General features: G+C 69.6%; 33 protein-coding genes. 18 read left to right on the forward strand and 15 right to left on the reverse strand.

Annotated features, from left to right (window positions below):
* Positions 1-77: 77 nt before the first annotated feature.
* From QA802_RS04155 to QA802_RS04190, 8 genes are all read left to right on the forward strand, one after another.
* Positions 78-719, forward strand: coding sequence for a WhiB family transcriptional regulator (locus QA802_RS04155; RefSeq protein WP_329407227.1), 642 nt, complete (start codon positions 78-80; stop codon positions 717-719).
* Positions 716-2,314, forward strand: a complete 1,599-nt coding sequence (locus tag QA802_RS04160; protein WP_334518210.1) for a hypothetical protein — start codon at positions 716-718, stop codon at positions 2,312-2,314. Before QA802_RS04155 ends, QA802_RS04160 begins: the two co-directional genes overlap by 4 nt.
* Positions 2,311-2,502 (forward strand): hypothetical protein, encoded by a 192-nt coding sequence (locus QA802_RS04165; protein WP_057608355.1) that lies wholly within the window; start codon positions 2,311-2,313, stop codon positions 2,500-2,502. The genes QA802_RS04160 and QA802_RS04165 overlap by 4 nt, the downstream gene beginning before the upstream one ends.
* An 85-nt stretch (positions 2,503-2,587) precedes the next feature.
* Positions 2,588-2,824 carry a hypothetical protein gene (locus QA802_RS04170; RefSeq protein ID WP_266405268.1) on the forward strand — a complete coding sequence of 79 codons (237 nt, stop codon included), beginning with the start codon at positions 2,588-2,590 and terminating at the stop codon, positions 2,822-2,824.
* Positions 2,821-3,447, forward strand: a complete 627-nt coding sequence (locus tag QA802_RS04175) for a plasmid mobilization protein (RefSeq protein ID WP_334518213.1) — start codon at positions 2,821-2,823, stop codon at positions 3,445-3,447. Before QA802_RS04170 ends, QA802_RS04175 begins: the two co-directional genes overlap by 4 nt.
* Positions 3,444-5,186 (forward strand): relaxase/mobilization nuclease domain-containing protein, encoded by a 1,743-nt coding sequence (locus tag QA802_RS04180; protein ID WP_329407231.1) that lies wholly within the window; start codon positions 3,444-3,446, stop codon positions 5,184-5,186. Before QA802_RS04175 ends, QA802_RS04180 begins: the two co-directional genes overlap by 4 nt.
* Positions 5,187-5,609: 423 nt before the next feature.
* Positions 5,610-6,053, forward strand: a complete 444-nt coding sequence (locus tag QA802_RS04185) for a hypothetical protein (protein ID WP_329407233.1) — start codon at positions 5,610-5,612, stop codon at positions 6,051-6,053.
* A gap of 79 nt (positions 6,054-6,132) precedes the next feature.
* Positions 6,133-6,816, forward strand: coding sequence for a hypothetical protein (locus tag QA802_RS04190; RefSeq protein ID WP_329407234.1), 684 nt, complete (start codon positions 6,133-6,135; stop codon positions 6,814-6,816).
* Positions 6,817-6,906: 90 nt separating this feature from the next.
* Here QA802_RS04190 and QA802_RS04195 read toward each other — a convergent pair whose 3' ends face one another.
* The 4 genes from QA802_RS04195 to QA802_RS04210 form a co-directional block, all read right to left on the reverse strand.
* Entirely contained in the window at positions 6,907-7,311 is a 405-nt protein-coding gene (locus tag QA802_RS04195; protein WP_061334554.1) for a hypothetical protein, read from the reverse strand.
* A gap of 280 nt (positions 7,312-7,591) precedes the next feature.
* On the reverse strand, positions 7,592-8,410 hold the full coding sequence (locus QA802_RS04200) for an SPDY domain-containing protein (RefSeq protein WP_334518217.1): 819 nt from the start codon (positions 8,408-8,410) through the stop codon (positions 7,592-7,594).
* Positions 8,411-8,425: 15 nt separating this feature from the next.
* Positions 8,426-8,716 (reverse strand): hypothetical protein, encoded by a 291-nt coding sequence (locus QA802_RS04205; protein ID WP_061334550.1) that lies wholly within the window; start codon positions 8,714-8,716, stop codon positions 8,426-8,428.
* Between the two features lie 81 nt (positions 8,717-8,797).
* Positions 8,798-9,169 carry an SPDY domain-containing protein gene (locus tag QA802_RS04210; RefSeq protein ID WP_057608361.1) on the reverse strand — a complete coding sequence of 124 codons (372 nt, stop codon included), beginning with the start codon at positions 9,167-9,169 and terminating at the stop codon, positions 8,798-8,800.
* A gap of 403 nt (positions 9,170-9,572) precedes the next feature.
* Between QA802_RS04210 and QA802_RS04215 the strand changes: the two genes are divergently transcribed.
* From QA802_RS04215 to QA802_RS04230, 4 genes are all read left to right on the forward strand, one after another.
* A complete protein-coding gene (locus QA802_RS04215) occupies positions 9,573-10,577 on the forward strand; it encodes a DUF3800 domain-containing protein (protein WP_329407240.1) in 1,005 nt (334 codons plus the stop codon).
* Between the two features lie 83 nt (positions 10,578-10,660).
* Complete coding sequence (locus QA802_RS04220) at positions 10,661-11,050, forward strand: hypothetical protein (RefSeq protein WP_329407241.1); 390 nt, start codon at positions 10,661-10,663, stop codon at positions 11,048-11,050.
* A gap of 224 nt (positions 11,051-11,274) precedes the next feature.
* The gene (locus tag QA802_RS04225) at positions 11,275-12,087 is read left to right on the forward strand and encodes a class I SAM-dependent methyltransferase (protein WP_329407242.1); all 813 of its coding nucleotides are present in this window, start codon (positions 11,275-11,277) and stop codon (positions 12,085-12,087) included.
* Between the two features lie 20 nt (positions 12,088-12,107).
* Positions 12,108-12,962 (forward strand): SDR family oxidoreductase, encoded by an 855-nt coding sequence (locus QA802_RS04230; protein WP_329407244.1) that lies wholly within the window; start codon positions 12,108-12,110, stop codon positions 12,960-12,962.
* Between the two features lie 456 nt (positions 12,963-13,418).
* On the opposite strand, the gene QA802_RS04240 is transcribed toward QA802_RS04230, so the two are convergent.
* The gene (locus QA802_RS04240) at positions 13,419-14,273 is read right to left on the reverse strand and encodes a GNAT family N-acetyltransferase (RefSeq protein WP_334518221.1); all 855 of its coding nucleotides are present in this window, start codon (positions 14,271-14,273) and stop codon (positions 13,419-13,421) included.
* A gap of 575 nt (positions 14,274-14,848) precedes the next feature.
* On the opposite strand from QA802_RS04240, the gene QA802_RS04245 reads away from it, so the two are divergent.
* A complete protein-coding gene (locus QA802_RS04245) occupies positions 14,849-15,178 on the forward strand; it encodes a PCC domain-containing protein (protein ID WP_329407245.1) in 330 nt (109 codons plus the stop codon).
* Positions 15,178-16,113 carry a phosphotransferase family protein gene (locus tag QA802_RS04250; protein WP_329407247.1) on the forward strand — a complete coding sequence of 312 codons (936 nt, stop codon included), beginning with the start codon at positions 15,178-15,180 and terminating at the stop codon, positions 16,111-16,113. The genes QA802_RS04245 and QA802_RS04250 overlap by 1 nt, the downstream gene beginning before the upstream one ends.
* 143 nt (positions 16,114-16,256) lie before the next feature.
* On the opposite strand, the gene QA802_RS04255 is transcribed toward QA802_RS04250, so the two are convergent.
* The 3 genes from QA802_RS04255 to QA802_RS04265 form a co-directional block, all read right to left on the reverse strand.
* A complete protein-coding gene (locus QA802_RS04255) occupies positions 16,257-16,466 on the reverse strand; it encodes a hypothetical protein (protein WP_061334539.1) in 210 nt (69 codons plus the stop codon).
* A gap of 244 nt (positions 16,467-16,710) precedes the next feature.
* Complete coding sequence (locus QA802_RS04260; RefSeq protein WP_329407249.1) at positions 16,711-17,892, reverse strand: hypothetical protein; 1,182 nt, start codon at positions 17,890-17,892, stop codon at positions 16,711-16,713.
* Positions 17,893-17,961: 69 nt separating this feature from the next.
* Positions 17,962-18,201 (reverse strand): hypothetical protein, encoded by a 240-nt coding sequence (locus tag QA802_RS04265; RefSeq protein ID WP_329407251.1) that lies wholly within the window; start codon positions 18,199-18,201, stop codon positions 17,962-17,964.
* A 142-nt stretch (positions 18,202-18,343) separates the two neighbouring features.
* Between QA802_RS04265 and QA802_RS04270 the strand changes: the two genes are divergently transcribed.
* On the forward strand, positions 18,344-19,669 hold the full coding sequence (locus QA802_RS04270; RefSeq protein WP_329407252.1) for a hypothetical protein: 1,326 nt from the start codon (positions 18,344-18,346) through the stop codon (positions 19,667-19,669).
* A 21-nt stretch (positions 19,670-19,690) separates the two neighbouring features.
* Here the strand turns inward: QA802_RS04270 and QA802_RS04275 are convergent, their stop codons facing one another.
* The 6 genes from QA802_RS04275 to QA802_RS04300 form a co-directional block, all read right to left on the reverse strand.
* On the reverse strand, positions 19,691-19,846 hold the full coding sequence (locus tag QA802_RS04275; protein ID WP_329407254.1) for a hypothetical protein: 156 nt from the start codon (positions 19,844-19,846) through the stop codon (positions 19,691-19,693).
* Positions 19,847-20,116: 270 nt separating this feature from the next.
* Positions 20,117-20,425, reverse strand: a complete 309-nt coding sequence (locus tag QA802_RS04280; protein ID WP_329407256.1) for a hypothetical protein — start codon at positions 20,423-20,425, stop codon at positions 20,117-20,119.
* Positions 20,422-20,940 carry a hypothetical protein gene (locus tag QA802_RS04285; RefSeq protein ID WP_329407257.1) on the reverse strand — a complete coding sequence of 173 codons (519 nt, stop codon included), beginning with the start codon at positions 20,938-20,940 and terminating at the stop codon, positions 20,422-20,424. Before QA802_RS04285 ends, QA802_RS04280 begins: the two co-directional genes overlap by 4 nt.
* A 307-nt stretch (positions 20,941-21,247) precedes the next feature.
* Positions 21,248-21,568: a GFA family protein gene (locus tag QA802_RS04290; protein ID WP_334518223.1), complete on the reverse strand. Its 321-nt coding sequence runs from the start codon at positions 21,566-21,568 to the stop codon at positions 21,248-21,250.
* Between the two features lie 582 nt (positions 21,569-22,150).
* The gene (locus QA802_RS04295) at positions 22,151-22,588 is read right to left on the reverse strand and encodes a GFA family protein (RefSeq protein WP_319071817.1); all 438 of its coding nucleotides are present in this window, start codon (positions 22,586-22,588) and stop codon (positions 22,151-22,153) included.
* Between the two features lie 325 nt (positions 22,589-22,913).
* On the reverse strand, positions 22,914-23,351 hold the full coding sequence (locus QA802_RS04300; protein ID WP_334518228.1) for a hypothetical protein: 438 nt from the start codon (positions 23,349-23,351) through the stop codon (positions 22,914-22,916).
* A 214-nt stretch (positions 23,352-23,565) separates the two neighbouring features.
* Between QA802_RS04300 and QA802_RS04305 the strand changes: the two genes are divergently transcribed.
* The 3 genes from QA802_RS04305 to QA802_RS04315 are packed head-to-tail and all read left to right on the forward strand — an operon-like array spanning position 23,566 to position 25,562.
* On the forward strand, positions 23,566-24,036 hold the full coding sequence (locus QA802_RS04305; RefSeq protein WP_334518230.1) for a cation:proton antiporter regulatory subunit: 471 nt from the start codon (positions 23,566-23,568) through the stop codon (positions 24,034-24,036).
* A 6-nt stretch (positions 24,037-24,042) separates the two neighbouring features.
* Entirely contained in the window at positions 24,043-25,302 is a 1,260-nt protein-coding gene (locus QA802_RS04310; RefSeq protein ID WP_334518232.1) for a cation:proton antiporter, read from the forward strand.
* Positions 25,299-25,562 carry a hypothetical protein gene (locus tag QA802_RS04315; protein WP_334518234.1) on the forward strand — a complete coding sequence of 88 codons (264 nt, stop codon included), beginning with the start codon at positions 25,299-25,301 and terminating at the stop codon, positions 25,560-25,562. The genes QA802_RS04310 and QA802_RS04315 overlap by 4 nt, the downstream gene beginning before the upstream one ends.
* 83 nt (positions 25,563-25,645) lie before the next feature.
* Here QA802_RS04315 and QA802_RS04320 read toward each other — a convergent pair whose 3' ends face one another.
* Positions 25,646-26,104, reverse strand: coding sequence for a CBS domain-containing protein (locus QA802_RS04320; protein ID WP_334518236.1), 459 nt, complete (start codon positions 26,102-26,104; stop codon positions 25,646-25,648).
* Between the last annotated feature and the right edge of the window lie 129 nt (positions 26,105-26,233).

Consider the following 26,233-nt stretch of genomic DNA (forward strand, 5'->3'; position numbering starts at 1 on the left):
GCCGCAGCCGGCACCCGACGCCGCACCCGCCGAGCACGCGCCCGTCGGTCGGCGCGGCAGCACATCGGAGACCCGCCTTGCGCCACATCACCACCCACGACGCCCCGGCCACGGGCCTGCGCGGCATCGGAGACACCAGCTGGCACACCCGCGGAGCGTGCCACGGCATGGACGTCGAGGACGCCGAAACCGTCTTTTTCCCCGGGCCTCGGGACCACGAGGAGATCGCGGAGGCGAAGGAGCTGTGCGGCTGGTGCCCCGTACGCCGCGAGTGCCTGGACTTCGCCCTGGAGAACGTCCTCAAGGAAGGCATCTGGGGCGGCCTGACCGAAGCCGAGCGGCGCCCGCTGCACGACAACCTGCACCAGCGCCTGGACTACCGGCGCGTGACCGCCTTCTTCCAGGGACGCGATGTGCACCTGACCGAGGCCGAGCGGCAGGTCGCCATCGACCACGCCTACGTCCGGGGCTGGCGGCCCGACCGGCTCGCCGCCGCCCTGCAGATCAGCCCCAAGCACGCCCGTGACCTGCTCCGGCAGGCCGCCAACAAGGTCTTCGACCGCGACCGCAACTACGGCGTGCCCCGCCCCAAGAAGAAGCGGAAGAAGGCCCCCAAGCCCCAGGGCACCCCCGCGCCCGCAGCTCCCGTCACTCAGCAGCCGACAGGCCGCCCGGCAGCGTCGAACCCGGCGCCCGCCCCTCTCGGAAAGGCAGCATGACCCACCCCGTCCTCGCCTTCGGTGCCACTTCGGACCTACCTCTCCTCCTGGCCGCCGTCGTGCCCGCCGCCCTCGCGCTCGTGCTGACCGCCTGGACCATCCGGCGCTGGGGATCTCGCTCGCAGAAGCGTCTCGGCGGCCCCGCGGTCAAGGTCGCCGCCGTCGCCGCCCTGGGCTGCACCGCGTACAGCGCCGACACCTCGTGGCGGTTCGCGGCCGACTACCTCGACATGGCCGGCACCGCCGAGCGAGCCGGCATGTTCGCCGCCGCCGAACTCGCCCTGTTCGCCACCGCGCTGATGGCCCGGCAGAACCTCGCCGTCCAGGGCGCCCCTGGACTGCCGGGCACGCTGGTCTGGGTGATCACCACGGTGCAGGTGATCCCCGCCTACGCCGAGAGCGGCCCCATCGGCGGTACCGTCCGGGCCTTCGTCGGACCTGTCATGGCGGCGATGCTGTGGCACCTGGCCATGGGCATCGAACTGCGGCTGCGCACCCCCGGCGCCGCCTCGAACGGACTGATCGCCGTCCTGGGCCGGGAGGCACGCGAGCGGCTGCTGTCCCGCCTGGGCATCGCCGCGCGAGACCGCGACGCCGCGCAGATCACCCGAGACCGGGCTACCGCCCGTGCGGTCACCCTCGCCGCCCGCCTCGCCGAGCGCACACCCGAGCAGCAGCGAAACCGTCGCGGCCGGCGGCTGACCCGACGCCTGTCGAAGGCGGTCGGCAGGGCCTCGGTCGGCACCGACCCCCTCCAGCGGGCACAGCTGCTCGACCAGCTCGCCGCCCGGCGACACGCGCTCGCGCTCGCCACGGTCCCGCTCCCTTCTCCCTGGTCCCCTGCGCACAGCAGCGCATCGGCGGCCACGGTCCCCGCACAGCCGACATCGAATATGCCGGTCCCCGTCCCCGGTTCCGACGAGCCGGTCCCGGACCGGGGACCGAGGACTCCTCGGGGACCGATCCCCGAGGAGGCAGACCCGGAAGCCAAGGTCGGCGCGGGGACCGAGGGCGACGAAACGGGAGCGACCGCGGGGACCAATTCCCCTGAAGACGGCGCGGTCCCGGGGACCGGTCCCGCCGATCCAGAAGCCGCAGCGCGGGACACAGCGGCCACGAGGACCGACCGCAACGCGCGAGAAGTAGCAGCTCAGGACCCAGATTTTCATTGGGGACCGAGCCTCGCGAAGTCGGGGACCGAGAGCACCGAGGACCGAGGACCGACCGCCACCGAGACCGGGACCGGGACCGGGACCGGGACCACCCAGAACCGAGGACACAAGGTCCCACTCCGTCGGAAGCCGGCCAGGAAGTCCCGGACGAAGAACAAGGACAAGCGTGCCCGGTCCCGCTCTCCGCAGACGGAGCGCCCGGCACGCGAGCTGGGCGAGTCCGAACGCCGGCTTGTCCACGAGGTACGCCCCCACGTTCCCGCCCTGCTCGAGCGGGACGGCAACGGAGCGATCACCCGGGTGCAGCTGCGCGAAATCATCCGCCGCCAGGGCCTGACAGGTGTCGGGAACGACCGACTCGGCCTCGTCCTCCAGGAGCTGCGGAACGAGGACATCACGACGACGAGGAGCACCGCCCGATGAAGACCTGCCACCAGTTCGACACCGTCCGCGCTGAGTACGAGCGAGAGATCGGATTCATGCTCGCTCACTCCGAGCGGCACGCGGGCAGGCCGGCAGCGAAGTCCAGCGCGAAGCAAGCTGCCTCCGCGAAACAGCGGATGGCCCGCGCGCTCAACAGCCACGTCGGGCGCTGCCCCGAGTGCGGCTGAACCGGCAAAACCCCAGCTCAAAGCACGTATCCGCAAACGTGGCCCGGCTCCGTGCCGGGCCACCGTCCCGCTTAGGAGGTACGCCGTGATTCCGCGTCCCCCTCGTTCTTCCGAGCCCACCGTCACCGAGGCCGATGCCTGGGCGGACGTCCTGGTCCGCCAGCAACTCCTACACGCCGTCGTCCTCACGCCGACCGGGCAGTGGCTCGTCCAGGACCGCCCCGACGGACCGGTCGGCGTCCTTGCCGGCCCGGCCGATGTCCTCGCGCTGGCCGCAACCATCCAGCAGCGCACCCGCTCCACGAGGCCCGAATCCCGATGACGAACGCACGCAAGAACGGCACCGCCCCGGAACCTGATCCCGACTCCAACTCGGTCTCGGGGCGAGCAGGTTGGGGCGGAAGCGTAGCTTCCGCCAACCCCGCCCCCAAGTGGGACGGGGAGGACCTGCACCGGGGGGCGCAGGTCCAGGAGGCTTCGACCGAGGGCGGATCGAAGCCGGGACAGGAGAAGAGGCCGACCGAGAGCCGCAGCCACCGCGAGCGCGCTGTGCGCGCTCGTCAGCGTCCGCGTCAGCCTCGCGCCACGAAGCGCCTGCACCAGCCCAACACTCGTTTCAACGAAGAAGAGTTCGCGCTGATCAAGTCCGCCGCCGCCCGATGCAACCTGTCCGTCGCCGGGTTCCTCGCCCGCGCCGCGCTCGCCGCAGCCCGCGACCTCGACCGAACCAGCGCCGAGATAGCCGACGAACGCGAAGTGATCACAGCCCTGTTCGACAGCCGGCGTCGGCTCGGCTGGGCCGGCAGCAACCTCAACCAGGCCGTCAAGGCACTCAACTCCGGCGCGGACGCTCCCCAGCTCGATGCGGCCGTCGCCGCCGTACGGCGGGCCGCCGACACCGCGCATGCAGCCGCCACACGCCTGATCGAACGCCACGGCGCATGATCCCCAGCGTCAACAACCTCGGATCACGGACCTTCGGCCTCCTCAAGTACCTCTACGACACGGGCAAGTACGAGGACCACACCGACCCCCACCTCGTGGCCTCCTTCGACGGCATGGCCCCCGACCCCGGCCGCGACCCGAACGCCACCCTCGAAGACCTGCAGCAGCTCCTGGACCAGCCCGTGATGGCCCTGCCGAAGCATGCCCGCCCGGCCAAGCACGTCTGGCACACCTCCGTGCGCGCGACGGCGGACGACCGGATCCTGTCCGACGAGGAATGGGGTGAGATCGCCCGGCGGATCGTGGCCGCCACCGGCATCGACCCCGGCGACGGGCAGCCCGGCTGCCGCTGGGCCGCCGTACGCCACGCCGACGACCACATCCACATCGTCGCCACCCTGGTGTGCGAGGACGGCAGCCGCCCCGACGACTTCCGCTCCGGCAAACGCGCCCAGGCCGAGTGCCGCCTCATCGAGAAGGAACTCGGCCTCCACCAGGTCGCCTCCGGCGACGGCACCGCCGCCCAGCGGCCCACCAGCGCCGAACGCCACAAGGCCGAACGCCAGGGTCGCGAGCGCACCGCCCGCGAGGAGCTGCGCGAGACGGTACGGCGCGCGGTGTCCGGTGCGAGGAGTGACGAGGAGTTCTTCGACCGGCTCGCCGCCGCCGGTCTCCTGATCCGTAAGCGCGCCGCGCCCTCCGGAGACCTCCTCGGATACAAGGTCGCTCTGCCCGACGACCTGAACAAGGACGGCGAGCCGGTGTTCTACCCCGGCGCGCGCCTGGCCCCCGACCTGTCGCTGCCCCGGATCCGGGAGCGCTGGTCCGGCGGCACCGGGGCCGAGCCGACTCCACGGAAGGAGGACATGGTCCGTACGGGGCCCGGTGCACCGGCCTCCGCCCGCCGCGGGACGGCATCGGCCGCGTGGCAGGCCGTGCTCATCGTCGAGCACGGCGACGACGCGGTCGCCGCCGCCCACATCGCCGCCGCCGGCGAGGTCTTGGACGCGCTCGCGAAGACCTCCGCCGCACACACCCGCCGCGAACTGCGAGACGCCGCAACAGCGTTCGAGCGGGCCTCCCGCTCCCACGTGCGCGCCGTACGCGGGCACGACCGCGCGATGCGGCAGGCCGCCCGCGACCTCGTCCACGGCGGGCCCGCCCTCGGCCGTGGTGAGGACGGTGCCACCACCGCGATGGCGATCGACATGCTGTTCTTCCTCATCACCGCCGCCGCCCACTGGCACGCGAGAAAGGGCCATGCCCAGCAGGCCGAAGCCGCCGCCCAGGCGGCCGGGCATCTGCGCACCGCCTACCGGGCCGCCGCCGCTCAGCCGCTCGGCGTGCTCTACCAGCGGGGCCGACGTCTGAGCCGGCCGGTGCTCCAGCGGCGGACCGTGCTGCTGCGCGAAGCGCTGCCGGGGCTCGCGGAGCGGATCCTCGCCGAGCCCGGCTGGTACGCCCTGGCCGCGACCATCGCGGAAGCCGAAGCCGCCGGCCACGATCCCGCCGCTCTTCTGTCCGCTGCGGTCGGGCGTCGTGAACTCGGCACCGCGGAGTCGGTGAGCGACGTGCTGGTGTGGCGGATGCGGCGGACGGCCGATCTGCCCGCCGACGCCTCGCCCCTGTCCGAGAGCGGCGCCGCTGGGGTCCAGTCCGCAACGCGCAGGACGGCCACCCAGACTTCCGCGCCCGGCCGCCGCCGCAGCGGGGAGGAGACATCGGGCAAAGCCCGGTGAGCCCTGCCAGCCGGGGTGCAGCCTCAGCGCACGACCAGGAGCAGGCGTACCGCCACCGCCCCGCTCGCGACCCAGCATGGCCATACGCCACAGCGGACCCCGGCGGCGTTCAGGCCCGCGTTGTGGGTCACGGGCGCTGCGCACACTCAGGAGGAACGCAAGGGCGCAGGTGCGGCGACTCGAGCCAGTTGGCGACGCGAAGTTGGGCGGTCGAAGCCGACGTGGCGTGTTCGGGCACGCCGAGGGGACAGCACTCATCCGCTCGGAGACACGCGCCGTGCCCACTCGTCATCCGCGCCCCCAGGAGGCGGAAAACGCCTGATGACCTGCTCGAAGGCGACTGTGGACTTTGTGAATTGAAACCGCCAGGGGCGTACGGCACGATCATGAAGCGAGCAGGACGAGGCACAGGAGGACGCCAGGGTGTTTCAGCGAATACGCCGCCGGGCCAAGGAGCCCAGCGAGGAACAGCGACGGTTCTTCGAGCTGTCGGCGCGGCTGCAGAACGAGGTCCCGCCCGGGATCGGGGTGCCGCCGGCCGAGCCGGAACACATCGAGCCGACCGCGGTGGTGGACGACTTCCTTCCGCCGGAGTTGCGGGTACCCAGCCACGACCAGGTCGACGGCACCATGATGCCGTGGAAGCAGCCGCTCGTCCTCGACGGCGAGATGGTCGCCTGCGCCGAGTGCGGCGCGTACCGGGACTGGCTCATCCTCTCCACCCGCGACCAGATCTGGCTGCGGTGCCGGGTCGGCCACCAGCAGCAGGAAACCCGCCTCGACACCGCCTGGTTCAACCGGAACCGCGGACCGGCGGACGCGACGCACGCCACGTTCGAGGAATGCCTGCGCCACCTCGGGCACTGACCTCCACTCCTACGACCCCACCGGGCCCCCGGGCCCGCACTGACCACCCATCGTCCAGCACCAAGGGGTCAGTTCCGTCATGCGCGTTCGCGTCGCCACCACCGTCCTCGGCATCACCGCCGCCCTCCTCACCGTGTCCGCCTGCTCCACCGACACCACCGGCGCCAAGCACGCCACCGCCCGTACCGGGTCGCCGGCCGACACAACCCAGGCTGCTCCGCTGACGTCGGCCGCGCTGGAGACGCGCCTGCTCGACCAGCGCGACCTCGGCAGCGGCTACCTGCGCAATCCGGAGCGCCCCGCCCACCACGACGACGTCACCGTCATCGGCTGCCCAGCCCTGAGCGAACTGGGCGGCGACGCGGCCACCGGCGCCACGCTCACCTTCCCCCGCAAAGCGAAGACGGCCTTCACCTACGGCGGCAGCTCCTCGGAGTTCTCGGAGGAGCTGTACAGCGACGGCGCGACCAAGCTGTCCGACGGCATCGGCCGGATCTTCGACGCCATGACCGGATGCCCTACCTACCAGGTCGTCGCGGGCGGCACCCCGATCGACATCGCTTCGCAGAAGCTGCCCGCGCCCCACGGCCTCGGTGACGAGCAGTGGAGCCAGCTCCTGACGTTCTCCGCCGGAGGACGGAGCACCGTGGTCAAGCAGACCGCGATCCGCGACGGCAGCCTGCTGCTGATCGTCTCCGGCTCCCCGGCCCTCGTCGACCACCACCTCGACAAGGCCCTCACCAAGGCCACGGCAGCCAGCTGACAGGCCCCGACACCACTGCTGCCCCCGACCAGGACGGTCGCGGGCAGCAGTGCTGTGCTTGTTCCGCTTTGACGGACACCAGTGCGATGGTCAGGCTGCGGTTCCGTACATCCACCGGCGAACCACGGTGTAACCGTCAGGAAGCTCGTTCCCCGTCAACTCCCTATACCTCGCCTTGGCCTCTTCGCTGGCGTGCTGCCCGGGAGGGAGCCTTCGGAGGAAGGGGTCGCGGTCAGGGGCAGGCGAGGACTGGCGAGGCTGCTCCGTAGCTTCATCGTCGGAGGCCGGTTCGTAATCCGCGATGTCCTCGACCTCATGCCTTGTGGAGCCCTGCCTTGCGAGGTAAGCGACCACGGCCAGACTTACGCTCAGAGTCACGCCGCCCATGACGCGGATCTTCGGCTTGTGCTTCGCGTACCAGCTCTTCGACTTCTCGTCAGAGGGCGCGGGCTCGCCATCTGCGGGAGTGCGTTCACCAGGCGTGGAGTCGTCCATGTGCACACATCTATCGGACCCAGCCGCTACCTGTCAGGCAATCAACCGACATCACCCGATCCGCTTCAATACACCGAGCAGACCCCCGCTTCACCGCACTTCCCCGCCTTGGGGCCGGAGACGATCACCGGTGCCGGGCAGGCCCGACACCCTGTACTCGTCGCCCCGGTCGCCGTCCTCCGACTCGATGGCTCGCCCGAGCCCCGGAGGGAAATACCAGAAGCCCGGCCCCTGTTCGGGGACCGGGTTTCTTCCGTCTGGTTAGGTGCGCCGTCGATGGCTAGGCCGACGCCCGCAGCAGTCGCTCCCGGGTGGCCTCGGGCAGCACCCGGCGCAGGACCGGTGCGGTCGAGCTGAGGGAAGTGGCGAAAGCTGCCACGAGGTCGTGCGGGGCGCTGGCTCCGAAGGAGGCCGCCCACAGGCAGGGGGCGCCGAGCGCGGGCTCGGCCCATGCCTGCCATCCGACTGGTCCTGGCTCGTCGGCCTCGGTCGTCAGGGCGCGCGGGTCGGCGTCCTGGATGAGGGGCGGTACCTCGCCGAGGCTGATGTGCGAGGTGAACGTCGGGTCTGTCGCTGCCGCGTCGGGCTGGTCGATGTCGCGGAGCCAGCCGTGTGCGGCTACGGCGTCGAGGACCAGTTCGGGTCCGGCGAACGGCACGGCGGGCTGGTCTCGGGCGTCGAGCGCGACGAGGAAGTCGGCCACAGCCTCGCCTGGGACGTCGGTGGTGAAGTAGCACGACCACGACGCGAGCGGGCTGCTGGTGTCCGCGCGGGCGGAGATCTGCCAGGCGATCGGCAGGTCTCCCAGGTGGAACGGCTCGTCCGCCAGGCTCCACTGCGCCCATCGGAGGGTGTCGGAGCTGATGTGCAGAACGGTGCTGCGCAGGACCTGGCGGTCCTGGGGTTCCTCGTCCGGCTCATGACGTCCGCGGACAATCGTCAGGCTCGTCCAGCCCAGACCGGAGAGCGTGTCGGCAACGCCGTCGTAAAGGCACCCGTCGTCACCGGCCAGATGCCGGGGGCCGACCCAGAACGCGGGCTGGCCGCCGGGCGGAATGGACGGGTCGGGCGGGAAGTCGGGGTACAGGGGCGCCTCCAAGGGGTCGGTGCGGGTCTAGTTGCCGCCGGCACGGCGGCGGGGGCGGCGCGGGGGTGCCTGGACGGGGCCCTGCCAGGTCAGGGCGATGGCGACCTCGGGCGGCAGATGTCCGAGCTGTGCGTCCTCGTCCCGCCCCTCGGCGAGGTAGACGACGGTCCGGCCGGTCTCATCCACGGACTGCACGACCTGCGCCAGGCGGTGCGCCATCGGAAAGAAGGGGTTCATGGCCTGTCGGACCGGAGTATCCCGGTCGCAGGCGGACAGCAGGTCGATGAGATCACCGACGGTCATCTCCGGGGTCGTCACGAACAGCCTCCTGGGGTGAGCGGAAACAGTGAGCGGCGAAAAGGGCGGGGCCCGACATCTGACCGGCCGCCCGGGCGAGAATTACTCGTGGGCGCGCTGTCGTACACGACGTGAGGTCTCCAGCACACGCGCCACGGCGGCGGCGACGATGTCGGCCGGCGTCTCGATGTCGAACGACAGGTGGTAACCACGCACCTTGGCCGTGCCGGACACAGCGATCTTCCATCCCTCACCGTCCGTACCGGGACGGCCGAGCGGGAACCAGCCGAGGTAGAACCGGCCGTCCTTCGAGCTGACGTGCACGTCCGCACGGTCGTCCACAATCAGGTGGAAGTCCTCTGCGGAGAACTGGTCCATCACCAGCGTGGGCTGGCCGGGTCCGAGCTGCCACTCACGCAGCCGCAGGGCTTCAACGGTGGTAGCGAAACCGGAGCCCACGGGCGCTACGGTCACGGGCAATCACCTCTCTGACCTGGGGTTTTTTGCAAGGTCGTCTAGGTTGACATGCCCTCACGCACGTTGGCCAGTCATTCCGCGATCTTTCCTGTCTGCCCCCGGCGAACTGCTGTCCTTGGACAGCGAATCCAGTCGTCCGCCCCGCGCTGACCTGCGGCGACTAACTTGATTGACAAGGGCGTCGGTGAGGCCGTCCCCGCTCACCACCGCTATGACCTGCGACGACTACGTTGGATGGCAAGGAACTCCACGGACCTGGTTCGATGTCGGCGGACAACTGCTTCCCCTGTGGCTATGTTCACCGGTCGGCACGATCGAGGTTGAGGGGATAGCCGACCGCCGCGGGTGCCAGCGCCGACTGCGGCTGGCCCGCCCCGACGCTGGCGGGCATCCTCCATGCATGTCCACTTCACCCATGGAGCGCCCCGTCGTTTACGTCGACGAGTCCGCCAACTCGGGCCAGAACCTCCTCGACCCGCACCAACCTGTCTTCACGGTGGCCGGGGTTCACCTCCCTGACTACCTCGCCGCCTCCATCGTCGACGAGGTCCGTGGGCAGCTCCCGCGCAATCTGCGCGAGCCGAAGTACACGTCGTTGGCGGGTTCCAGCGGCGGACGGAAGGCGCTGATGAACGCCTTCGCGCGCCTGCCCGAGGGGAGCGTGCGGACGTACCTGGTCCACAAGCGATTCATGGTGATGACCAAGATGGTCGACGTCATCGTGGAACCCATGGCGCACCGGGACGGCTACAACCTGTACGAGGGGAAGGAAACCCTCGCCCTGGCGAACATGCTGCACCTGGCCGGCCCGGTCATGGGGGATGCGGACGCCTACGACCGGATGCTCCAGGCGTTCGTGAACTGGGTCCGGCAGAAGGCCACGACCGACGAGCTGTACGCGGCCATAGCCGCCCTCAAGACCTCCGTGCAAAGCCAGCAGTTCGCCGAGTACGTGGAGGTCCTGGAATACGGCCGGCCCGTCGCTGACGAGACCGCAGCGGAGATCGCATCCCAGGGGCATCGGGACGAGCTGGATCCGGCTATCCCAAGCTTGTACTGCCTCGCCACCACGTTCGGTCAGACCCTGGGCAAGTTCCGCCTGGTGCACGACGCATCGAAAGTAGTCGACCGCAACACCACCCGCCTGCACACCGTGCACTTCCTCCCCGATCCCGCGCGGCCGGGCGAGTTCATGAACCCCTTCATGGGCGGCATCGAGTTCGCGGACAGCAAGGACCACCCGCAGCTCCAGGTGGCGGACTGGGCTGCGGGCGCGACGCGCCAGTGGGCGCAGTGGATGGCAGGTGGCGGCGGGGACCAGTTCTCCCGCGGCCTGGAGCCGGTTGTCCGACCCTGGCTCATCGACGGCATATGGCCGGCTCCCGTGGAGGGCTCAGAGACATGATGGCGACGAGGGGTGCCTGCAGGATCTGAACAGGCTCCCCTGAAGTCGGAGTCGCCCTTGGACCACACCACCAGGAGGAACCAGTGTCATACCCGCAACTGCTCACCCCCGAGGAGAAGCTCGCCGACGCGAAGGAGCTGTTGAGCCTCCCGCGTATCGTCGCGATCTGCGGCTCCACCCGCTTCATGACCGAGATGAACGAGGCCGATCTGCGGGAGACCAAAGCCGGAAAGATTGTCGTCAAACCGGGCTGTGACATGAAGTCGCCGCACGAACTTTGGTCCGATCCTGTCGAGGCCGAGGCGCTGAAGGTTCGACTCGACGATCTGCACCGGGCGAAGATCCGGCTCGCTGATGAGGTGCTCGTAGTCGGCGACTACATCGGAGACAGCACCCGAGCCGAAATCGCCTACGCCCGGTCGCTGGGCAAGCCCGTGCGGTTCACGCACCCCGAAGTCAACTTTGACGCCTGACCGCCCGCTGCCACCTCGACCACCAGGGCCGGCAGCCCGCCGCCTGACCGTCTCGCGGTGACTTCGGCCGCCACCCACCCCACACCCTCCGCAGGCATCCCCTGGCACTGTGGCAGCGGCGGTGGGGGCCGGACCGTCACAGGGCTCCGAAAATCAAAGTGATCACTTCCTGGTCTCCCCTACCCTGCCGGACACCGACAGCCCCTCCTGACAAGGACGGTCCGATGACGAGCAACCCCGCTGTGCGCCCGGAGATCATCGACTTCTACAGCCGGTCCGACGAAGCCGCACGGCTGCAGACCACCGCCACAGGCACCCTGGAGTTCGCGCGCACCCGCGAGTTACTGCGCCGCCACCTCCCACCGGCACCGGCCCGCGTGCTCGATGTCGGCGGTGGTCCCGGAACGCACGCCCGATGGTTGGCCGACAACGGCTACACGGTGCACGTCGTGGACCCCGTCCCCAAGCACGTCACCCAGGCAGCCGCCATCGACGGCGTGACGGCCGAGCTGGGCGACGCCCGCTGCCTCACCGCCGCGGACAGGACGTACGACGTCGTTCTGCTTCTCGGCCCGCTCTACCACCTCCACGACAAGACCGACCGGATCTCCGCGCTGACGGAGGCGGCCCGCGTGGCCCGGCCTCGCGGACTCATCGCCGCGGCGGCGATCTCCCGCTATTCGCCCCTCCTCGACTACATCGCGACCACCGGTATCACCGAGTCCGCGATCCAGGACGGGGTCCGTGACACCCTGGCCCAGGGCCGCTACGCCGGACAGCGCGGCTTCACCGTCGCCTACTTCCAGACCTCCACCGAGCTGCGCGCGGAGGTCACGGAGGCCGGACTTACCGACCCCAGCCTCTACGGAATCGAAGGACCCGGCTGGGTGGCGGTCAAGGCCATCGAGAAGTACACCAGCGCCAACCTCATGGGCACGGACATGTACGAAGCGGCCCTCGCCGCGGCCCGCATCGCGGAACCGCACGCGGCCCTCACCGATGCCTCTGCCCACATTCTCGCCATCACCGGGCCCTGACCGATCTAGGGTGTCGCCTCATGACGCTGCTGATCGTAGGTGGGTCCGGGTTCCTGGGCACCGAGCTGGTCCGGCAAGCTGTATTGGCGGGGCGCCCGACAGCCGCGACCTATACGACCAGGCCCGGCAGTGCTCCGGGGATTACCTGGCGCAGTCTCGACCTGCGGGATCCCGGGAGCGTGGAAGCGGTCGTGGCCGAGGTGAACCCTCGCGTCATCGTCAATGCGTCGAGCGGCGGGGCCGACTGGGCAGTCACAGCCGAGGGACCCGTCCGCCTCGCGATCGCCGCGGCGAAGGCCGGAAGCAGAATGATCCAGGTCTCCACCGACGCCGTCTTCTCCGGCAAGAGCCACGTTCCCTACGACGAACACTGCAGGCCCGACCCCATCACCCCGTACGGAGCGGCGAAGGCCGCCGCGGAAACGGTGCTGCTGCTTCATCCGGACGCCGTCGTGGCCCGCACCTCGCTGATCATCGGCGACGGCCAGTCCGAGCACGAACGCACCGTCCACGCACTGGCCACCGGCACCCGCGATGGCGTCCTCTTCACAGACGACTTCCGATGCCCGGTCCACGCGAGCGATCTGGCCGCAGCGCTCCTCGAACTCGCGTCGGGCGACACGACCGGCGTCCACCACCTCGGCGGGAACCAGGCTCTCAGCCGGCACGAGCTGGGCGTGCTCATCGCCCGACGCGACGGACTCGACGCATCGCGACTGCCCGCCGGCCTACGGGCCGACAGCCCCCTGCCCGGGCCCCTCGACATCCGCCTGGACAGCCGCTCGACACAGCGCAAGTTGCGCACCACGCTGCGCGGCGCGCACCAGTTCCTCGCCCTGGGACGGCCTCACCAACACCGTTGCCAATCAAGTTAGTCGCCGCAGGTCAGCGCGCAGGGCTTCGGCGAAGTCCGCTGACGTCTGTTTCGTGATCATGTGAGCCCGGGGAGCTGAAGGGGTCGGCTCGGGTTTCGATCGTCGTGGCGGAGGCCAGCGGCGATGTTGGTGACTCCGTCCCCCTACCGCCTACGCCGAAGCCCTGGGTACATGACGGCTGCGTGCAGGGCGGCCCGACCGAGCTTGCGCTCATTCCCTACAACTGGAAGCTCTACCGCGATCACGAACGACTCTCGGCTCCTCGGTCGACGCTGGCCCTGTCGGGAGCTGCGTGGCATTCGCTGCGCAAGTCGCGGATCTAGTGTCCTGCGCCGCAAGTTCGTCGAAGAAGTCCAGCGCGGTTCGGCGGAGAAGTCCCCTGCTGAGAGATGTGTTCGCTGTGGTGCCCGCCACGGGGCGCTCCGGAGTTCTTCGCCGGATCTCTGGCGCGGCATGCTAGAAGTCGTACAGCGCGAAGTCAGTAATCGGGCGGTACCCAATCCGCTGATAGAGGCCGTTGCTGGTGGGGTTGGCCAGGTCCGCAAACAGCAGGACCTCCGCCGCGCCTGCGGCTAGAGCGGCCCGGCTCACCTCGACTGTCGCGGCGCTGGCGTAACCGCGACCGCGCAGGTGTGCCGGGGTATAGACGGGGGCCACCCGGATCTGGCCCGCGACCATGGGCGTCCTGCCCGCCATGGAGACGGGGGTGCCGTCCGGGGTTTCCCAGAGCGTGACGCGTTCGTGGGCGATGCGCGTGTCCGCCCACGAGCTGTTGTCCGCAGAGGGGGCTCCTCCGATGTCGGTGACGAACTCGCGGTGCCAAAGCATGAGTTGCTCGCGGTCCTGCTCGCCCGCGACTCGCCCCCGGCCCTCAGGGAACGGTTCTGGTGGCGTGAGCGTGCCCAAGCGGTACAGGCGCTCCCGCTCGTGCAGCGTCGGTATCGCGCCCGTGCGCCGCTGCCAAGCCTCTGCGAAGAAGCTGGCGGTGTCGTGGTCCGCGTTGACGCCGGGGAGGGGATGGCCGAGGCCGGCTAGTTGAGCGGCGAGGCTGTCGGCCTCTTCGGGGGTGAGGGGGGTGAGGGTCAGGCGGCGGGGCGGGGTACGGAAGAAGGTCGCACGGACCTCGCCCGCCCGTTCCAGCAGGCCGAAGATGGGGGCGTCCGCGCCGTACGCGTCCGCCCCGCGCGTACGCAGTGCCTCGGTCACCGTCAGCGGGACGGTGTGCAGGGCGGGACGCGACTGCAGGAAGTCTCCGGCGCGAGCGAGAAAGTCGTCGAGGTCTTCGGTGAGGTGCCAGTCATCCGGACTCATGTCTCATGATCCCGCGTGCCGTCGGCGTGCGCCCGTGGTTTTCCGCTGGGAGGGGCGCGAACACGTCCGCCGTCGAGGGGGCTTCGGCGCCGACACCTCGCTGGACTTCTTCAACGCACTTGTGGGGCGGGACATTAGCTTGATCTTTGATCACGGGCATCGGACCAGGACAAGGGAAGGCTTTGGCCATGCCTGGCCACGTCGTCCAGCGCGTTCCTAGCCATGCCGAGGAACGCGTTGCGCACCGCTATGAATTCCATACCGGCCTCGTGCACGGTGTCACCCCCGTCGGCAGGGCCTGGTAACTCGCGTGCAAGTGTCCAGAGGTTTCGCTTCAAGGCGTCCGACCCCTCAATCTCCCCTTCGAGACATCACTGCACGTCAGCGGGTGCTTTATTAGTGGACGGATACAAGCGGATTCCTCAGTCCCTTTCACCCAAGACACCACGCACCGCGCGGAGTTCCTCGCCACTCGCTTTGCGAGAGAGGCGCCTCGACCCCCGTGCCGCTGGCGCCCGCTGGTGCTCCTCAGTCATGCTGCGGGAGCTGAGCCCCATGATCGGACGGAGTCACGCGTGATCGTCTTTGAAGTCTCCGGTGAGCTAGTCGACGGGTTGAGCCGCCAGGCCGCCGAGGCCGGCATCACCGATGCGGCAATCGTCTCTTTGATCGGGGCCGCCGACTCCTTCACCGTCTCGACCATGCCCGAAGGCGACGCCCTCAAGGACAACATCACGAAGTACGACCTGCCCGGCGAAATGACCGGCACCGGCGAGATCCGCAACGGCTTTGTCCACCTCCACGTCGTCATGGGCGTCGAAGGCGACCGCGCCATCGCCGGACACCTCCACGAAGCCGTCGTCGGCACCCACTTCGCCCGCGCCTACGCCATCCCCATCGCCTAATGCCTGTACCGCCCACCAGCGGCCGGCTGCAATGGATTGACGTCCCCCCGCCGCTGCGCGCTCGCCTCGAAACCGCCCTCGGCGCACCCGTCACCGACGCGGTCACCCCGGGCGGCGGCTTCGGCCACCAGCTCGCCGCCACCCTCCGCCTGGACAGCGGCCGACGGGTCTTCGTCAAGGCCGCCCCCGACGACGACCCGCTCACTGCCGCCAACCTCCACGAGGCGGCCGTCCTCGACACTCTGCCGCGTGGCGCTCCGGCCCCGGACCTGCTGGGCATCCACCGCGCCGCCGACTGGACCGCCGTCGTCATCGCCCACCTCGACGGACCCCACCCGGACCTCTCTGCGGCCTCCGGCGACGCCGAACAGACTTGGGACCTGCTGGCCAAGCTCACCTCCAGCCCCGCCCCCGCGCCGTACACCGCGGCGGTGAGCGCCGTGCCCTCCACGGCGGCGGCCCTGCACGGCTGGGACGAGCTTGCCGCCGATCCGCCGGACGACCTCGCCCCCGCCGCCCGCGTCCACCTGCCGCAGCTCGCCGAACTGGAAGCGACTTGGCCCGCCCTGGCCTGCGGCACCCGCATCGTCCACGGCGACCTGCGGGCCGACAACATGGTCCGCGACCACGACCAAGGTGTGACCTTCGTGGACTGGGCGCACGCCACCACCGGCCCGGCCTGCATCGACGCCGCTTCCCTCGCGCCGCAGCTCGTCCTCGCCGGACACGCGCCCGCAGACATCGCCCGTCTGCTCCGTGACCACCCCGCCACCGCCAGCAGTCCCGACACCACCACGGCGTTCCTCGCTGCGCTCACCGGCCACTGGCACCGCAACGCCCGCAGGCCCTCGCCCCCCGGCGCCCCCGGACTGCGCGCCTACCAACGCCGCGCGGCAGCCGCCCGCCTCGCCCTCCTCGGCTACCGCCTGCGTTGACACCTCACTCGTCACCGAGTTGCCCCCGTTGGACCTAATGGGGCTGACCGGTCGTGACGTGCGATGGCGCTCACCCCTCCTGCTTTGAGTGAGCGCCGTTCTCTAGTCCCTTTCACCCGAGTCACCAGTGCGCGTCGGCCGCCTCAATCGCAGAGCCGCGACAAGTGGTTCCCAGAGACCGTGGACCAGGTGGGGAACAACGCGGTGTGTCCGTTCCTGGCGCGGGTCAAGACGACGTACAGCAGCTCGGAGCCGGTCGGGTACGGCTCCCCTTCGGAGCCCTGGAACTCGTTGCTTCCGAGGAACAAGATCGTGGTGTCGGCTTCCCGGCCCTTGGTCTGATGGAGATTCATGACCTGGATCCGGGCCTGCCAGGCTGTCCCTGCCCCGACCAGCGCTTCGTCGCGTGCGCGGAGAAGCTCCTGCCCGGCCGCAGCAGCGTCGACGCTGCTGCGGCCGCTGGAGTGACGGAGGGCGACGCGCGTGCGGCGGGCCCACTGAATCCAGGTCTCCTGGCCGCGGGGCGGCCCCGACCGCGTTATGGGCGTTTGACCGCCTCCGCGAGCCTCGCGACGTCGGGCCGGACCTGCGGCCTGTCTACTCCAGCAACTCTGATTGGATCCGGTCCCAGCTCGGCCGCGGGCTGTCGACCGGATGCACGATGGTGAGGAGGCGGCCTTCGAGGAACGCGTCGAGCCGGTCAGCCGTTGGAGAGTCCAGCCGGCGGCGCTGGGCCCTGTGGTCCAGGGGCAGGCGCTCTCCCAGGACGCCGAGCAGCACCTCTTGGCGTGCCGGGCCGACAGCATCGCCGCGGATCCACCGGCCGCGGACCTCGACGCCGGAGAACGTGCCGAGTGTGTCCTCACGGCCGAAGGACCGGTTCATGGCTGCTTCGACCAGCGGTTCGGCCCGCCTGATCGCCCCCTCGGGGTAGGCGCCGGCTCCATCGGCCGGACCCTCACCGCTGGACTCGGGTATGTCATCAGGCCAGTTCAGGAGGGGTTCCTCCGGTTCCAGGTTCGGGCGTCGGCGGGGATCGGGCCGGGGAACACGGAATCGCCAGGGAGTTGCGCCGCCCGGGGTGTCGATCCACCCAGTGCTGAGCCCGGCCGTGGCCGGGGAGTCGTCGGGGAGGAAGATGTCGACGTAGACGCCGCCCGTGCCGAGCCAGACCCAGCTCATGAAGTAGGCGTGATCGTCGTGGTCGACGGACCACTGCGCGAGCTTCTCCAAGCGGGTCTTCTGCGGCTGGGTGCCTTTGCCGGCAGGGAACATCTGCTGGTGGTCGCGGCGGCGGCCCCGCGCCTCTCCGGCGAGCGGACCGGCGGCAAGGTTGTACAGCAGGTCCGGCCGCACACCCTTCTTCGCGTAGGTGCCGACTAGTTTCCCGGGCAGGACGTCGAAGCTGCTGAGCCCGTTGGCCCCCGGCTCCCAGTCGAAAAGGGCCTCGCTGACAGCGGTCATCACCCCAAGGCCGGTGCACTCGCTGACGAAGCGCCGGATGTGGAGGGAGCTGGAGTCGAGGGCGGGGCAGTCGACCCCGAGCGGGCCAGTACCCGGGCTGCCGGCGATATAGCTGAGCAGGAGGCTGATCTCGTGGTCGCGCACACGCTGATCGACCGTCTTGCGCAGGTCGCAGGCAAGGGCGTTGATGTTGACCACAGCAGCCAACGACACCGGCAGAGAGCCCTGCCCGATCTCGACGGCCTGGACAGCGTCAGCGCCAGCCATGCCCTTCTCAACCGTGAAACGCCACACCCGGGCACGCACCGTACTCATGGGGGAAGCCTATGGCCGCCATCCGCCGGTGCGGACCTCTGGTTCCGTAGGACCCTGCAACGCGCTGGTCTACGCGGCATCCCCGATCGACACCGGGTGCCGGACAGCCTTCTTCACGTCCATCTCGACCGAGACCCGGTCCTTGCCCCCCGCCTTTGCGTACGCCGTCACCTTCATCTGGAACTCCGCGGAGGCGTCGAACCAGGGCTTCCACGACTCCGCGCTGTAGGGCAGGTCCTTGACCGCGTCGTTCGCCTCGACGGCAGCGCGCTCCAGGTCGATCAGGTCATCGAACGAAATAGCGGTCACGTCGAAGGATCCTACGTCCGGCCACGGCAAGGCCGGTCCCTCCCGTCCGTGGTCGGCGAGCCGAACCAATCGGGTTGCGCGGTCCCCTTTCCCTGCCCGATCCTTCTAGGTTCGCCACATTCACATCTGAAGGGCCGCACCGGTGACCTCGACGACCAACGACCCCCTCGCCGCGCTCCAGGCCGTGGACCCGCGCGTCCTGCATTTCACGCCGTTCGGCCTCGGCGGACCCATGCGGCCCCAGGACGCCGCGGACTATCAGAAGCGCCTGATCAGCAACCTGGTCCTCGCCGACGACGTGGCACAGACGACCCGCCAGAAGTTCGAGCAGCTGTGCGCCGGCTACGCCCACGGCCTGTTGTGCTACGACCTGTTCACGCTGGTCTCGGACGCCGCCAAACTGACGCTGGAGCAGGCGCTGCGGGACCGGTTCGCCGCCCACTACAACGGCACCATCACCGCCCGGAACCAGGCAGGCAGCGAGCGCCAGATCGCCTACACCAGCTATGCAGACTTCCACGATCAGTACAAGAGGCTCCGCAAGCCCGAGATACGGATGGGCAGTTCGAACACCTGGACCCCGTTCAACGGAATGCTCGACGGACTGCTGAAGTGGGCGCGGCGAGAGGGCCTGCTGCGTGGCCAGCGAAACCGCGGGATCGAGAGGGCGAAGAAGAACCTGCGGAACGTCACCGCCCACGGCATGTTCCACCTCCTCACTCCCGTCGACGTATACAGGGATCTGTCCGACCTCGCGGAGATCATCAACCATTTGTGGGGCCACGCGACACCGGGAGGCCGGCTCTACCCGGCACCGATCCCGCGCGACGTGGTCGCCATCCGGTGGAACACCACCACCGGCTCCGTGAGGGCCGGGCACGCAGCCCAGCTCGCCGACCAGCAGGAGCAAGAGGAGGAGGACGGATTCACCTTCGTACTCGTGCGCGCGGTCTTCTGGCCCGGGGAGCGAGAGGATCCCAATCTGATGGAGTACGACGCCCGGAACGCCACCACGCACTTTCCGGCGGAGTACCTGTGGGGCCCCGGCAGCCGCACGCAGGCCATCGCCTGGCTTGAGCAGGAAGCGCCCGAGCCGGACAGCTGCGACAGCCTGGACCAGGTCTTCGTGATCCGCGTCCACGACGACCGCATCCACCTTCCGATGTACCCAGGCGTCGCCGCGGCGCTCCTGCCCGCGGAGCAGCAGGGATCCTGGTACGCGGTCCGCGCCGACGGCCCGGCCGAGGTGTTCGCACACGCGCGCGCCGCGTCGACTGCCGCAAACGGGCATGACCAGACCGGAGAGTGCGAGCGGTGCCCTGTGGAAACCATCGCCAGCGGAGACCTCGTCACGGTCCTCCGAGCCGCGCGGGATGCCGGCGCCGACATTAGTCCGCTGACGACGCCCGACGTGCGCACCCCGTTCGCCGACCTGATGGCTCCCCGGTCGGTCGCCGCCTCGCCCTGACGTGAGAAGTCCCGCCCGGGTCTATCGCCGTCGGGGACGGGGGCGGGATGCCGTCGCTACCGCCATGGCCTCGGCCTGGTGGACGATGACGTTGACCGCGCCGTACGACCGCTCCACGTGCCCGTCCAGGAAGACGACGGAGGCTTCCAGCAGGATGCGGCGGAAGCGTTCCCGCACGGGTGGGGGAGAAGACGAGGCTAACCATGCCGCTCGCGTCCTCCAGTGCGCCGAAGGCGACACTGTTCGCGGTGGGCGGGCGCTGGAGGTATTTGGCAAATCCGCCGAGTTTGCCTCACAGCCGAATACGGCCGCCAGGCCGTGCCCACGCCATGGTGGATCCAAGGTCACCCGGTCCACGACGAGCAGCCCGGAGCCGACGTACTCAAGCAGCTCGCTGACTTCGCTGGTGAAGGAGCCCGTCTCGGGATCGAGGAGGACCTGGGCGGTCTAATACAGCTCCTCCGACTCTTGCTCCATAGCCCGGAACGCATTCCGGCCGCGGTCGAGGTGGACCCGGTAGAACGTCATCGACCCCACGGTGGCGTCCTCGACCGTGCACGCGGGGCACCCTACGGTGACGCAGTTGCCCGTGGCCGCCGGCCCCTGGCCTCCGTCGTGCATACGCCGACGATGGAGGACGGACACACTCCACCGCTCCAGCGTGTCGGCCTGCGGGGTATCCCAGAGCTCGTCGTCGTAGGAGATGCGCAGGTACAGGTCGGAGGGATCCCCTGGAAGCTGAGGCCGCTTACTCACCCGGCAAGGTCCTGCACGATGGCTTCAAGGACAGCACCCGAACCCTCGATGGGCGTGGGCATCACGGCACCGATCACCGTTCTGTGCACGGCACCGCCCGACAGCAGCGACGGCTCGGGGTTCTTGGTCACGATCCGCAGGAGCCCGTGTCCGGGAGCCCCCTCGATCCGGTAGCCGGGTTGGAGGCGAGAGAGCCATCCGTGGTCCACTGCCACCGCGGCGCCGCGCAGCGCGCCGATACGCAGGCCGCGGGTCACCCAGGCCGACCAGGCGACCTCCCTCCAGTCCGCGCCGTCGGCCTGGTCAGGAATGACGTCTGAGAGGTCGGGGTGCTGCTCAGCCACCCAGCGCGAGGGCTGCGCTTTGCGGAGGACCCACTGCCCGTCCCTGTCGACCTCGGCAGGGTCGAGCCCTGGCGTGAGGCGCATGTCGAGAGCGACGTGGCCGTCGGTGATCCGGTCGCCGTGCACCCAGACCTTGTCCTTATTGACGACCCAGTCGCAGAGTCGCTCCATTGACGCTGTCACTCGTTGTGCTCCCAGGAGAGATCGTTGCCCTTCCACAGTAGGGCGGGGAGCACGGAAAGCCTCTCTCAGACGACCTTTCCGCCTGCGGCCGACGCGAAAGCCACGCTCCGGGCGAACAGCCCCGCGTGACCATCGCACGCGTAGAAGCGGCGGCCGTCATCGGAACCGGCGCAGGGCTCGAACCACAACACGGCGGTATGCCTTCGTGAGTGGTGGTCACAGTCGTGGGGGTCGGTTATCAGATCCGCCAATCCCATGAGCGCGTGAGTCAAGCGTGGAGGCTAGCCGCCGACCGTCACGTGCTGCGTTGCGGGTCGGGCGCGAGTGTGATGGTCATCCAGGGCGCCGCCGCCTCGCGGTAGCTGTGTCCGACCGGGACCAGTTCGGCGCTGCGGGTGAGGCTGAAGATCGTCACCATGATCATGTCCGAGCCGTCCGCGACAGAGGTGAGCTGGGTGCGGCAGCGCTGGCAGGATCCTCGGTGGAGAGTCGGCCAAGTGGAGAAGTAGGCCGGTTCTCCTGCCGGGCCCGTCCACTTCAGGGCGTCCCTGTGGAATCCGACCCAGGCCATCGCGGGAGAACCGGACAGGCGCGTGCAGTGCTCGCACGAGCACAATTCCCTGTCAAGTCCTTGTGTTCACGTCTTGTGCCTCCTCGGCATGTTGGCCTGCGGTGTTGGCTGCGGAGGGGACGAGACGGTCACCCAACGGTCCAGATGAGCAGTTCCTGTCAGGTCGACTATGCCTTGTTCACCGGCGTGATGTAGGCCGCTTCGATGAAGTTGATGAGCCTGTTCGCGGGCCCGTCGCCGAGCATGTTCCCGATGCGGAGGACCATGTGGCGGGCGGCTCTCAATTCATCGCTGATGGCCCGGTGTTCCACTCACCCAGATTCTTCGTAGCCGCCCGGAATTCTCAACGTCCTGGGATGTGGTCTCATGCTTTCGTCTCGGCAGGCGTCGACGGCCAGAATTCGTCTAGGAAATAGCCCAGCGCCTTTATGGAGTCGCTCCGGTTGAGAATCCCCTGGCCTGTCTTGGACTGCCGCAGGGGCGTTCGCAGCGTTGTCCGTCGTCCTGGCCGACCATGTCCTGCTGCGGGCCCCAGACCGGGAGTTGGCGCCCTACTCGCGGGCGAGATCGGGATGCTGGCCGGGGCCATGAGGAAGCAGGTGACGTTGCCGACCAGTGGAAGGGCGGTCAACCAGCCGCGTTGTGCTCGGTCTCCGGCACCGGGGGCAGCCAGTGCACGGCGTTGTCGCGGAAGGAGGCGTGGATGGGCACGAGGTCTGGGCCGCTGGTGTCGTCGAGGGCGGTGACGTTGATGCCGATCTCCGGGATGTCGCTGTCGATCGCCGCGACGCGGCTGCCACAGGTCGGGCAGAAGCCGCGCTTCGCCTCGCCTTCGAAGGTCTCGTACCAGGTCGGCTCGCTCTCGCCGGTCCAGGTGACCGTCTCGAATCCCACCCACCACATCACTGGTGTGCCGCCGAGCTTCTGGCAATGTCCACAGGCGCAGGTGTGGGCAAAGACTGCTGGCCCCCGGGTGGTGAAGCGGATGCGGCCGCACAAGCAGCCGCCGGAACGCTCCGCGGCTTCTGCGGCTCCCTGGGCGTCGGCGGTGGGAGTGGCGTTCATCAGGTCATCTCCGATGCGCTATGGGCAAGTTGGGCGCATTAGTGTGCCATCCCTTCCATGATCGCCAGGAAGCTGTTGGCTGCTCTGGCGGGTCCCCGGCAGCGTGCGCCGATTGCGGAGGCGTCACGGGCCGGGCGACCAAGCTCCGGCTCAGGAGCGGCCGGGCACGGACGGTTCACCCAGCCTCGCGCCAGGTGTCGGCATTCAGGGTGCCGCGGCCGTTCCGCGGGGGCGGCCAGGCCATCTCGGCGTCGGGGTGCCGGGCGTGCAGGGCCTGGGTGTACGAGGTCAGCGTTTCAGGGCGATCCGGGTCGGCGTTCGCTGCTCAGATGCGTCTCGTCGGGCGCGTCGACGAGACGGCGTCGATTCCTGTGGTGACGCGGCGGTAGGCGGCGCGGGCGTAGTGGAGGCGGGCCAGTGCCGTGCCCAAGAGGACGGCGGTGAACAGGCAGGTGAGCCAGAACGTGTCACGCTCTCCGGCCCAGGTGACGGTGCCGGCGGGTGGGATGGCGAATCCGTTGAGGAAGAACCAGCACAGGACGGCCGTGCCCGGGGCCGCGGTGAAGCGGGCGCGCAGTCCCAGCAGGGCTGCGAGCAGGGACAGAGCGGCCAGGGCGAGTGAGGGCCGGTTCTGACCCACGAGCGCGTTGAGGAGTGCCACCAGCAGCACTGCACCGCCCGATGCCGCAGCCCACACCAGCGGCGTGGCCACGGGCCTGGGAACGGGCTTGGCCCCGGTGCTGATTGACACCCACTCAGTCATCTTTACGTTTCCTTCCGGTGCTCCCCGTCCCAGCAGAGGTACACACCAGCCGTCTTGGAGCTTCGGTGCCGGCAACCGGACACGGTCCGTCTCCCCAGTCGGCTCGGGACGGAGCTGGCGAAGGCCGGGTTCCGGGCGCTCGCTAGGGTGTCATTAAAGATTGGCCAAAGAAACACCCGAATCAGACAGGGGGACAGCCGTGGGCGCTGCGCGCATGAGCAGTACGCCGTTGCCAGGGATCGGTGTCCGTTACGACCTCACCACGCGGGAGCAGCGTCCGCTGTCGGTGGTCGCGCACCGGGACGGGTCGCGGACGTTGAGCGCGTACCGCAAGGACGATCCGGACGCGTGCGCGTTGTCGGTGCGGCTGGCCGCCGGGGAGGCGGAGGCGCTCATCGACGCGCTGATGCCCGCGCATCACAGCCCGAGTCTGCTGTCGACGACCGAGCTCGGGCTGGTGGCCGAGCGGGTCGAGCTGTCCGCCACGTCGCACTGGAACGGGCGGGTGCTGGGCGAGACCCGGATGCGCACGGAGACCGGCGTGTCGATCGTGGCCGTGCTGCGCCGGGCAGAGGCGATCCCCTCGCCGGGGCCGGACTTCCGACTGGCCGGCGGCGACACCCTGATCGTGATCGGGACCCGCGAGGGCGTGGAGGCTGCCGCCGCGATACTCGGGCGGGAGTGACCACCCGTGCACTCGTCTGCCATCTTCTTGATCGAGTTCGGGGCGATCATCCTCGGTCTGGGGCTGCTGGGCCGGTTCGCCGGGCGCTTCCAGTTCTCGCCCATCCCCTTGTATCTGCTGGCCGGGCTGGCCTTCGGCCAGGGCGGGCTGCTGCCGCTGGGCGCCAGCGAGGAGTTCGTGGCGATCGGCGCCGAGATCGGCGTGATCCTGCTGCTGCTCATGCTGGGCCTGGAGTACACCGCCAGCGACCTGGTCTCGAACCTCAAGACCCAGTACCCGGCCGGTCTCGTCGACGCGGCGCTCAACGCCCTGCCCGGGGCTGCCATGGCGTTCCTGCTGGGCTGGGGGCCGGTGGCAGCGGTCGTGCTGGCCGGCGTCACGTGGATCTCCTCGTCCGGCGTCATCGCCAAGGTCCTCGGTGACCTGGGGCGGCTCGGCAACCGGGAGACCCCGGTGATCCTGAGCATCCTGGTGCTGGAAGACCTCTCCATGGCGGTCTACCTTCCGATCATCACCGCTCTGCTGGCCGGGACGAGTCTGGCGGCGGGCAGCATCACGCTGGGCATCGCCCTCGGGGCTGCCGGACTGGTGTTGCTGCTGGCGGTGCGGTACGGGCGGCACATCTCGCGCTTTGTCTCCAGCGACGACCCGGAGAAGCTGCTGCTGGTGGTGCTGGGGCTGACTCTGCTGGTCGCCGGCATCGCGCAGGAGCTGCAGGTCTCCGCCGCCGTGGGCGCCTTCCTGGTCGGCATCGCCCTGTCCGGTGAGGTCGCCGAGGGCGCGCACAACCTGCTCGCTCCGTTGCGGGATCTGTTCGCCGCGGTGTTCTTCGTCTTCTTCGGTCTGCACACCGATCCCTCCAGCATTCCGCCGGTGCTGCTGCCCGCGCTCGTGCTGGCCATCGTCACCGCCGGCACGAAGATCGCCACCGGGTACTGGGCGGCCAAGCGTGCCGGTGTCTCGGTCAAGGGCCGGTGGCGGGCGGGCGGCACGTTGGTCGCGCGGGGTGAGTTCTCCATCGTGATCGCCGGGCTCGCGGTGACCGCCGGGATCGAGCCTTCGCTGGGTCCGCTGGCCACGGCGTATGTGCTGATTCTGGTCATCCTCGGCCCGCTCGCCGCCCGCTACACCGAGCCCGTGGCCCTGCGCCTGACCGCCCGGCTGGGCAAGACCCAGCCGGCGGGCGGCACACCGGCAGGGGGCGAGGCTCCGCTCGCGGAGCCGAAGGAAACGATGGACGACCAGGACACGGTCGGCCGGTCATGAGTGAGGACGGCTGGGCGGCGCTGACGGACCGGGACACGGTCCTGGTACTCGCCGCTCTGGCCGTCTATGCCGGCGGCGTCGTCGGGTTCGCTCGGAACCTGCCCACAGTGCTGCGGCGCAGCGCAGAGTGGCGCCGGGATACGGAACTCCACGCCGTCTCCAGCGCCCTCACCCTGACGATGCTGATCGTGTTGTGGCCGGTGAGCATCGTCTACCTGGCGTGGCGCATAGCGGCCAGACGGCGCAGCCGGACCGACTGATGAGGGCCGTCGCAGGGCCGAGAGGTGGTCGCCGCGTCGCCGATAGTGGGACGGAACACCGCGTCCGCAGCGGACGGCCCGCCTCATTCCTGCGTGAGGAAGTGTTCCATCAGCCGGGCTGCCGTGATCGCGCCCACCGTCCGTGTTGCGTGGCCGTCGCTCTCGATGACCGCTACCAGTGGCGTGTGCGTACGGATCATCAGCGCGGCGATCTGTGCGACACCCGTATCCGGCCCGACGACGGTCGGAAGGGTGCGGCGGCGGGGCAGCCACTGCGCGACGGTGAGTCCCTCCAGCTTCTCCGCCAGCCGCTCCAGTTCGGAGTCGTGCAGGGCAAGGGCCTGCGCGGAATCCTCCAGCGCGTAGTCCGGGACGACGATGCGCAGCAGCTGTGATCCCGGCACGATCGCGTACGGCCGCTGATCGGCGTCGAGGACCAGCAAGGCCGGGAGCCGCCGCTCGACGAACAAGCGGGCCGCCATCACCGCGTCGTCGTCGGCGGAGACCGCCGGATACGGCTCGGCCAGGTCACGTGCTCGCATGCGCGGTCCCCTCTTCTCAGCCGACCCGAAGGAGCAGAGCCGCGAACACGGCGGTGTGGGCTACACCTGCCGCATGCCCGGGACTTGCCAGGGTCGGCGCGTAGTCAAGATCTCGTGAACTGCCGACCA

Origin of the sequence: Streptomyces sp. B21-105, assembly GCF_036898465.1 — a bacterium.
Lineage (GTDB): Bacteria > Actinomycetota > Actinomycetes > Streptomycetales > Streptomycetaceae > Streptomyces.

What these genes read in the sequence shown, in the direction of transcription:
- QA802_RS04190 (WP_329407234.1), top strand. Translation starts at nt 6,133, where the DNA reads ATGCGCGTTCGCGTCGCCACCACCGTCCTCGGCATCACCGCCGCCCTC.
- QA802_RS04305 (WP_334518230.1), top strand. Translation starts at nt 23,566, where the DNA reads ATGAGCAGTACGCCGTTGCCAGGGATCGGTGTCCGTTACGACCTCACC.
- QA802_RS04165 (WP_057608355.1), top strand. Translation starts at nt 2,311, where the DNA reads ATGAAGACCTGCCACCAGTTCGACACCGTCCGCGCTGAGTACGAGCGA.
- QA802_RS04300 (WP_334518228.1), bottom strand. Translation starts at nt 23,351, where the DNA reads ATGACTGAGTGGGTGTCAATCAGCACCGGGGCCAAGCCCGTTCCCAGG.
- QA802_RS04195 (WP_061334554.1), bottom strand. Translation starts at nt 7,311, where the DNA reads ATGGACGACTCCACGCCTGGTGAACGCACTCCCGCAGATGGCGAGCCC.
- QA802_RS04250 (WP_329407247.1), top strand. Translation starts at nt 15,178, where the DNA reads ATGCCTGTACCGCCCACCAGCGGCCGGCTGCAATGGATTGACGTCCCC.
- QA802_RS04175 (WP_334518213.1), top strand. Translation starts at nt 2,821, where the DNA reads ATGACGAACGCACGCAAGAACGGCACCGCCCCGGAACCTGATCCCGAC.
- QA802_RS04215 (WP_329407240.1), top strand. Translation starts at nt 9,573, where the DNA reads ATGTCCACTTCACCCATGGAGCGCCCCGTCGTTTACGTCGACGAGTCC.
- QA802_RS04255 (WP_061334539.1), bottom strand. Translation starts at nt 16,466, where the DNA reads ATGAATCTCCATCAGACCAAGGGCCGGGAAGCCGACACCACGATCTTG.
- QA802_RS04285 (WP_329407257.1), bottom strand. Translation starts at nt 20,940, where the DNA reads ATGGAGCGACTCTGCGACTGGGTCGTCAATAAGGACAAGGTCTGGGTG.
- QA802_RS04295 (WP_319071817.1), bottom strand. Translation starts at nt 22,588, where the DNA reads ATGAACGCCACTCCCACCGCCGACGCCCAGGGAGCCGCAGAAGCCGCG.
- QA802_RS04240 (WP_334518221.1), bottom strand. Translation starts at nt 14,273, where the DNA reads ATGAGTCCGGATGACTGGCACCTCACCGAAGACCTCGACGACTTTCTC.
- QA802_RS04230 (WP_329407244.1), top strand. Translation starts at nt 12,108, where the DNA reads ATGACGCTGCTGATCGTAGGTGGGTCCGGGTTCCTGGGCACCGAGCTG.
- QA802_RS04180 (WP_329407231.1), top strand. Translation starts at nt 3,444, where the DNA reads ATGATCCCCAGCGTCAACAACCTCGGATCACGGACCTTCGGCCTCCTC.
- QA802_RS04225 (WP_329407242.1), top strand. Translation starts at nt 11,275, where the DNA reads ATGACGAGCAACCCCGCTGTGCGCCCGGAGATCATCGACTTCTACAGC.
- QA802_RS04320 (WP_334518236.1), bottom strand. Translation starts at nt 26,104, where the DNA reads ATGCGAGCACGTGACCTGGCCGAGCCGTATCCGGCGGTCTCCGCCGAC.
- QA802_RS04160 (WP_334518210.1), top strand. Translation starts at nt 716, where the DNA reads ATGACCCACCCCGTCCTCGCCTTCGGTGCCACTTCGGACCTACCTCTC.
- QA802_RS04260 (WP_329407249.1), bottom strand. Translation starts at nt 17,892, where the DNA reads ATGAGTACGGTGCGTGCCCGGGTGTGGCGTTTCACGGTTGAGAAGGGC.
- QA802_RS04315 (WP_334518234.1), top strand. Translation starts at nt 25,299, where the DNA reads ATGAGTGAGGACGGCTGGGCGGCGCTGACGGACCGGGACACGGTCCTG.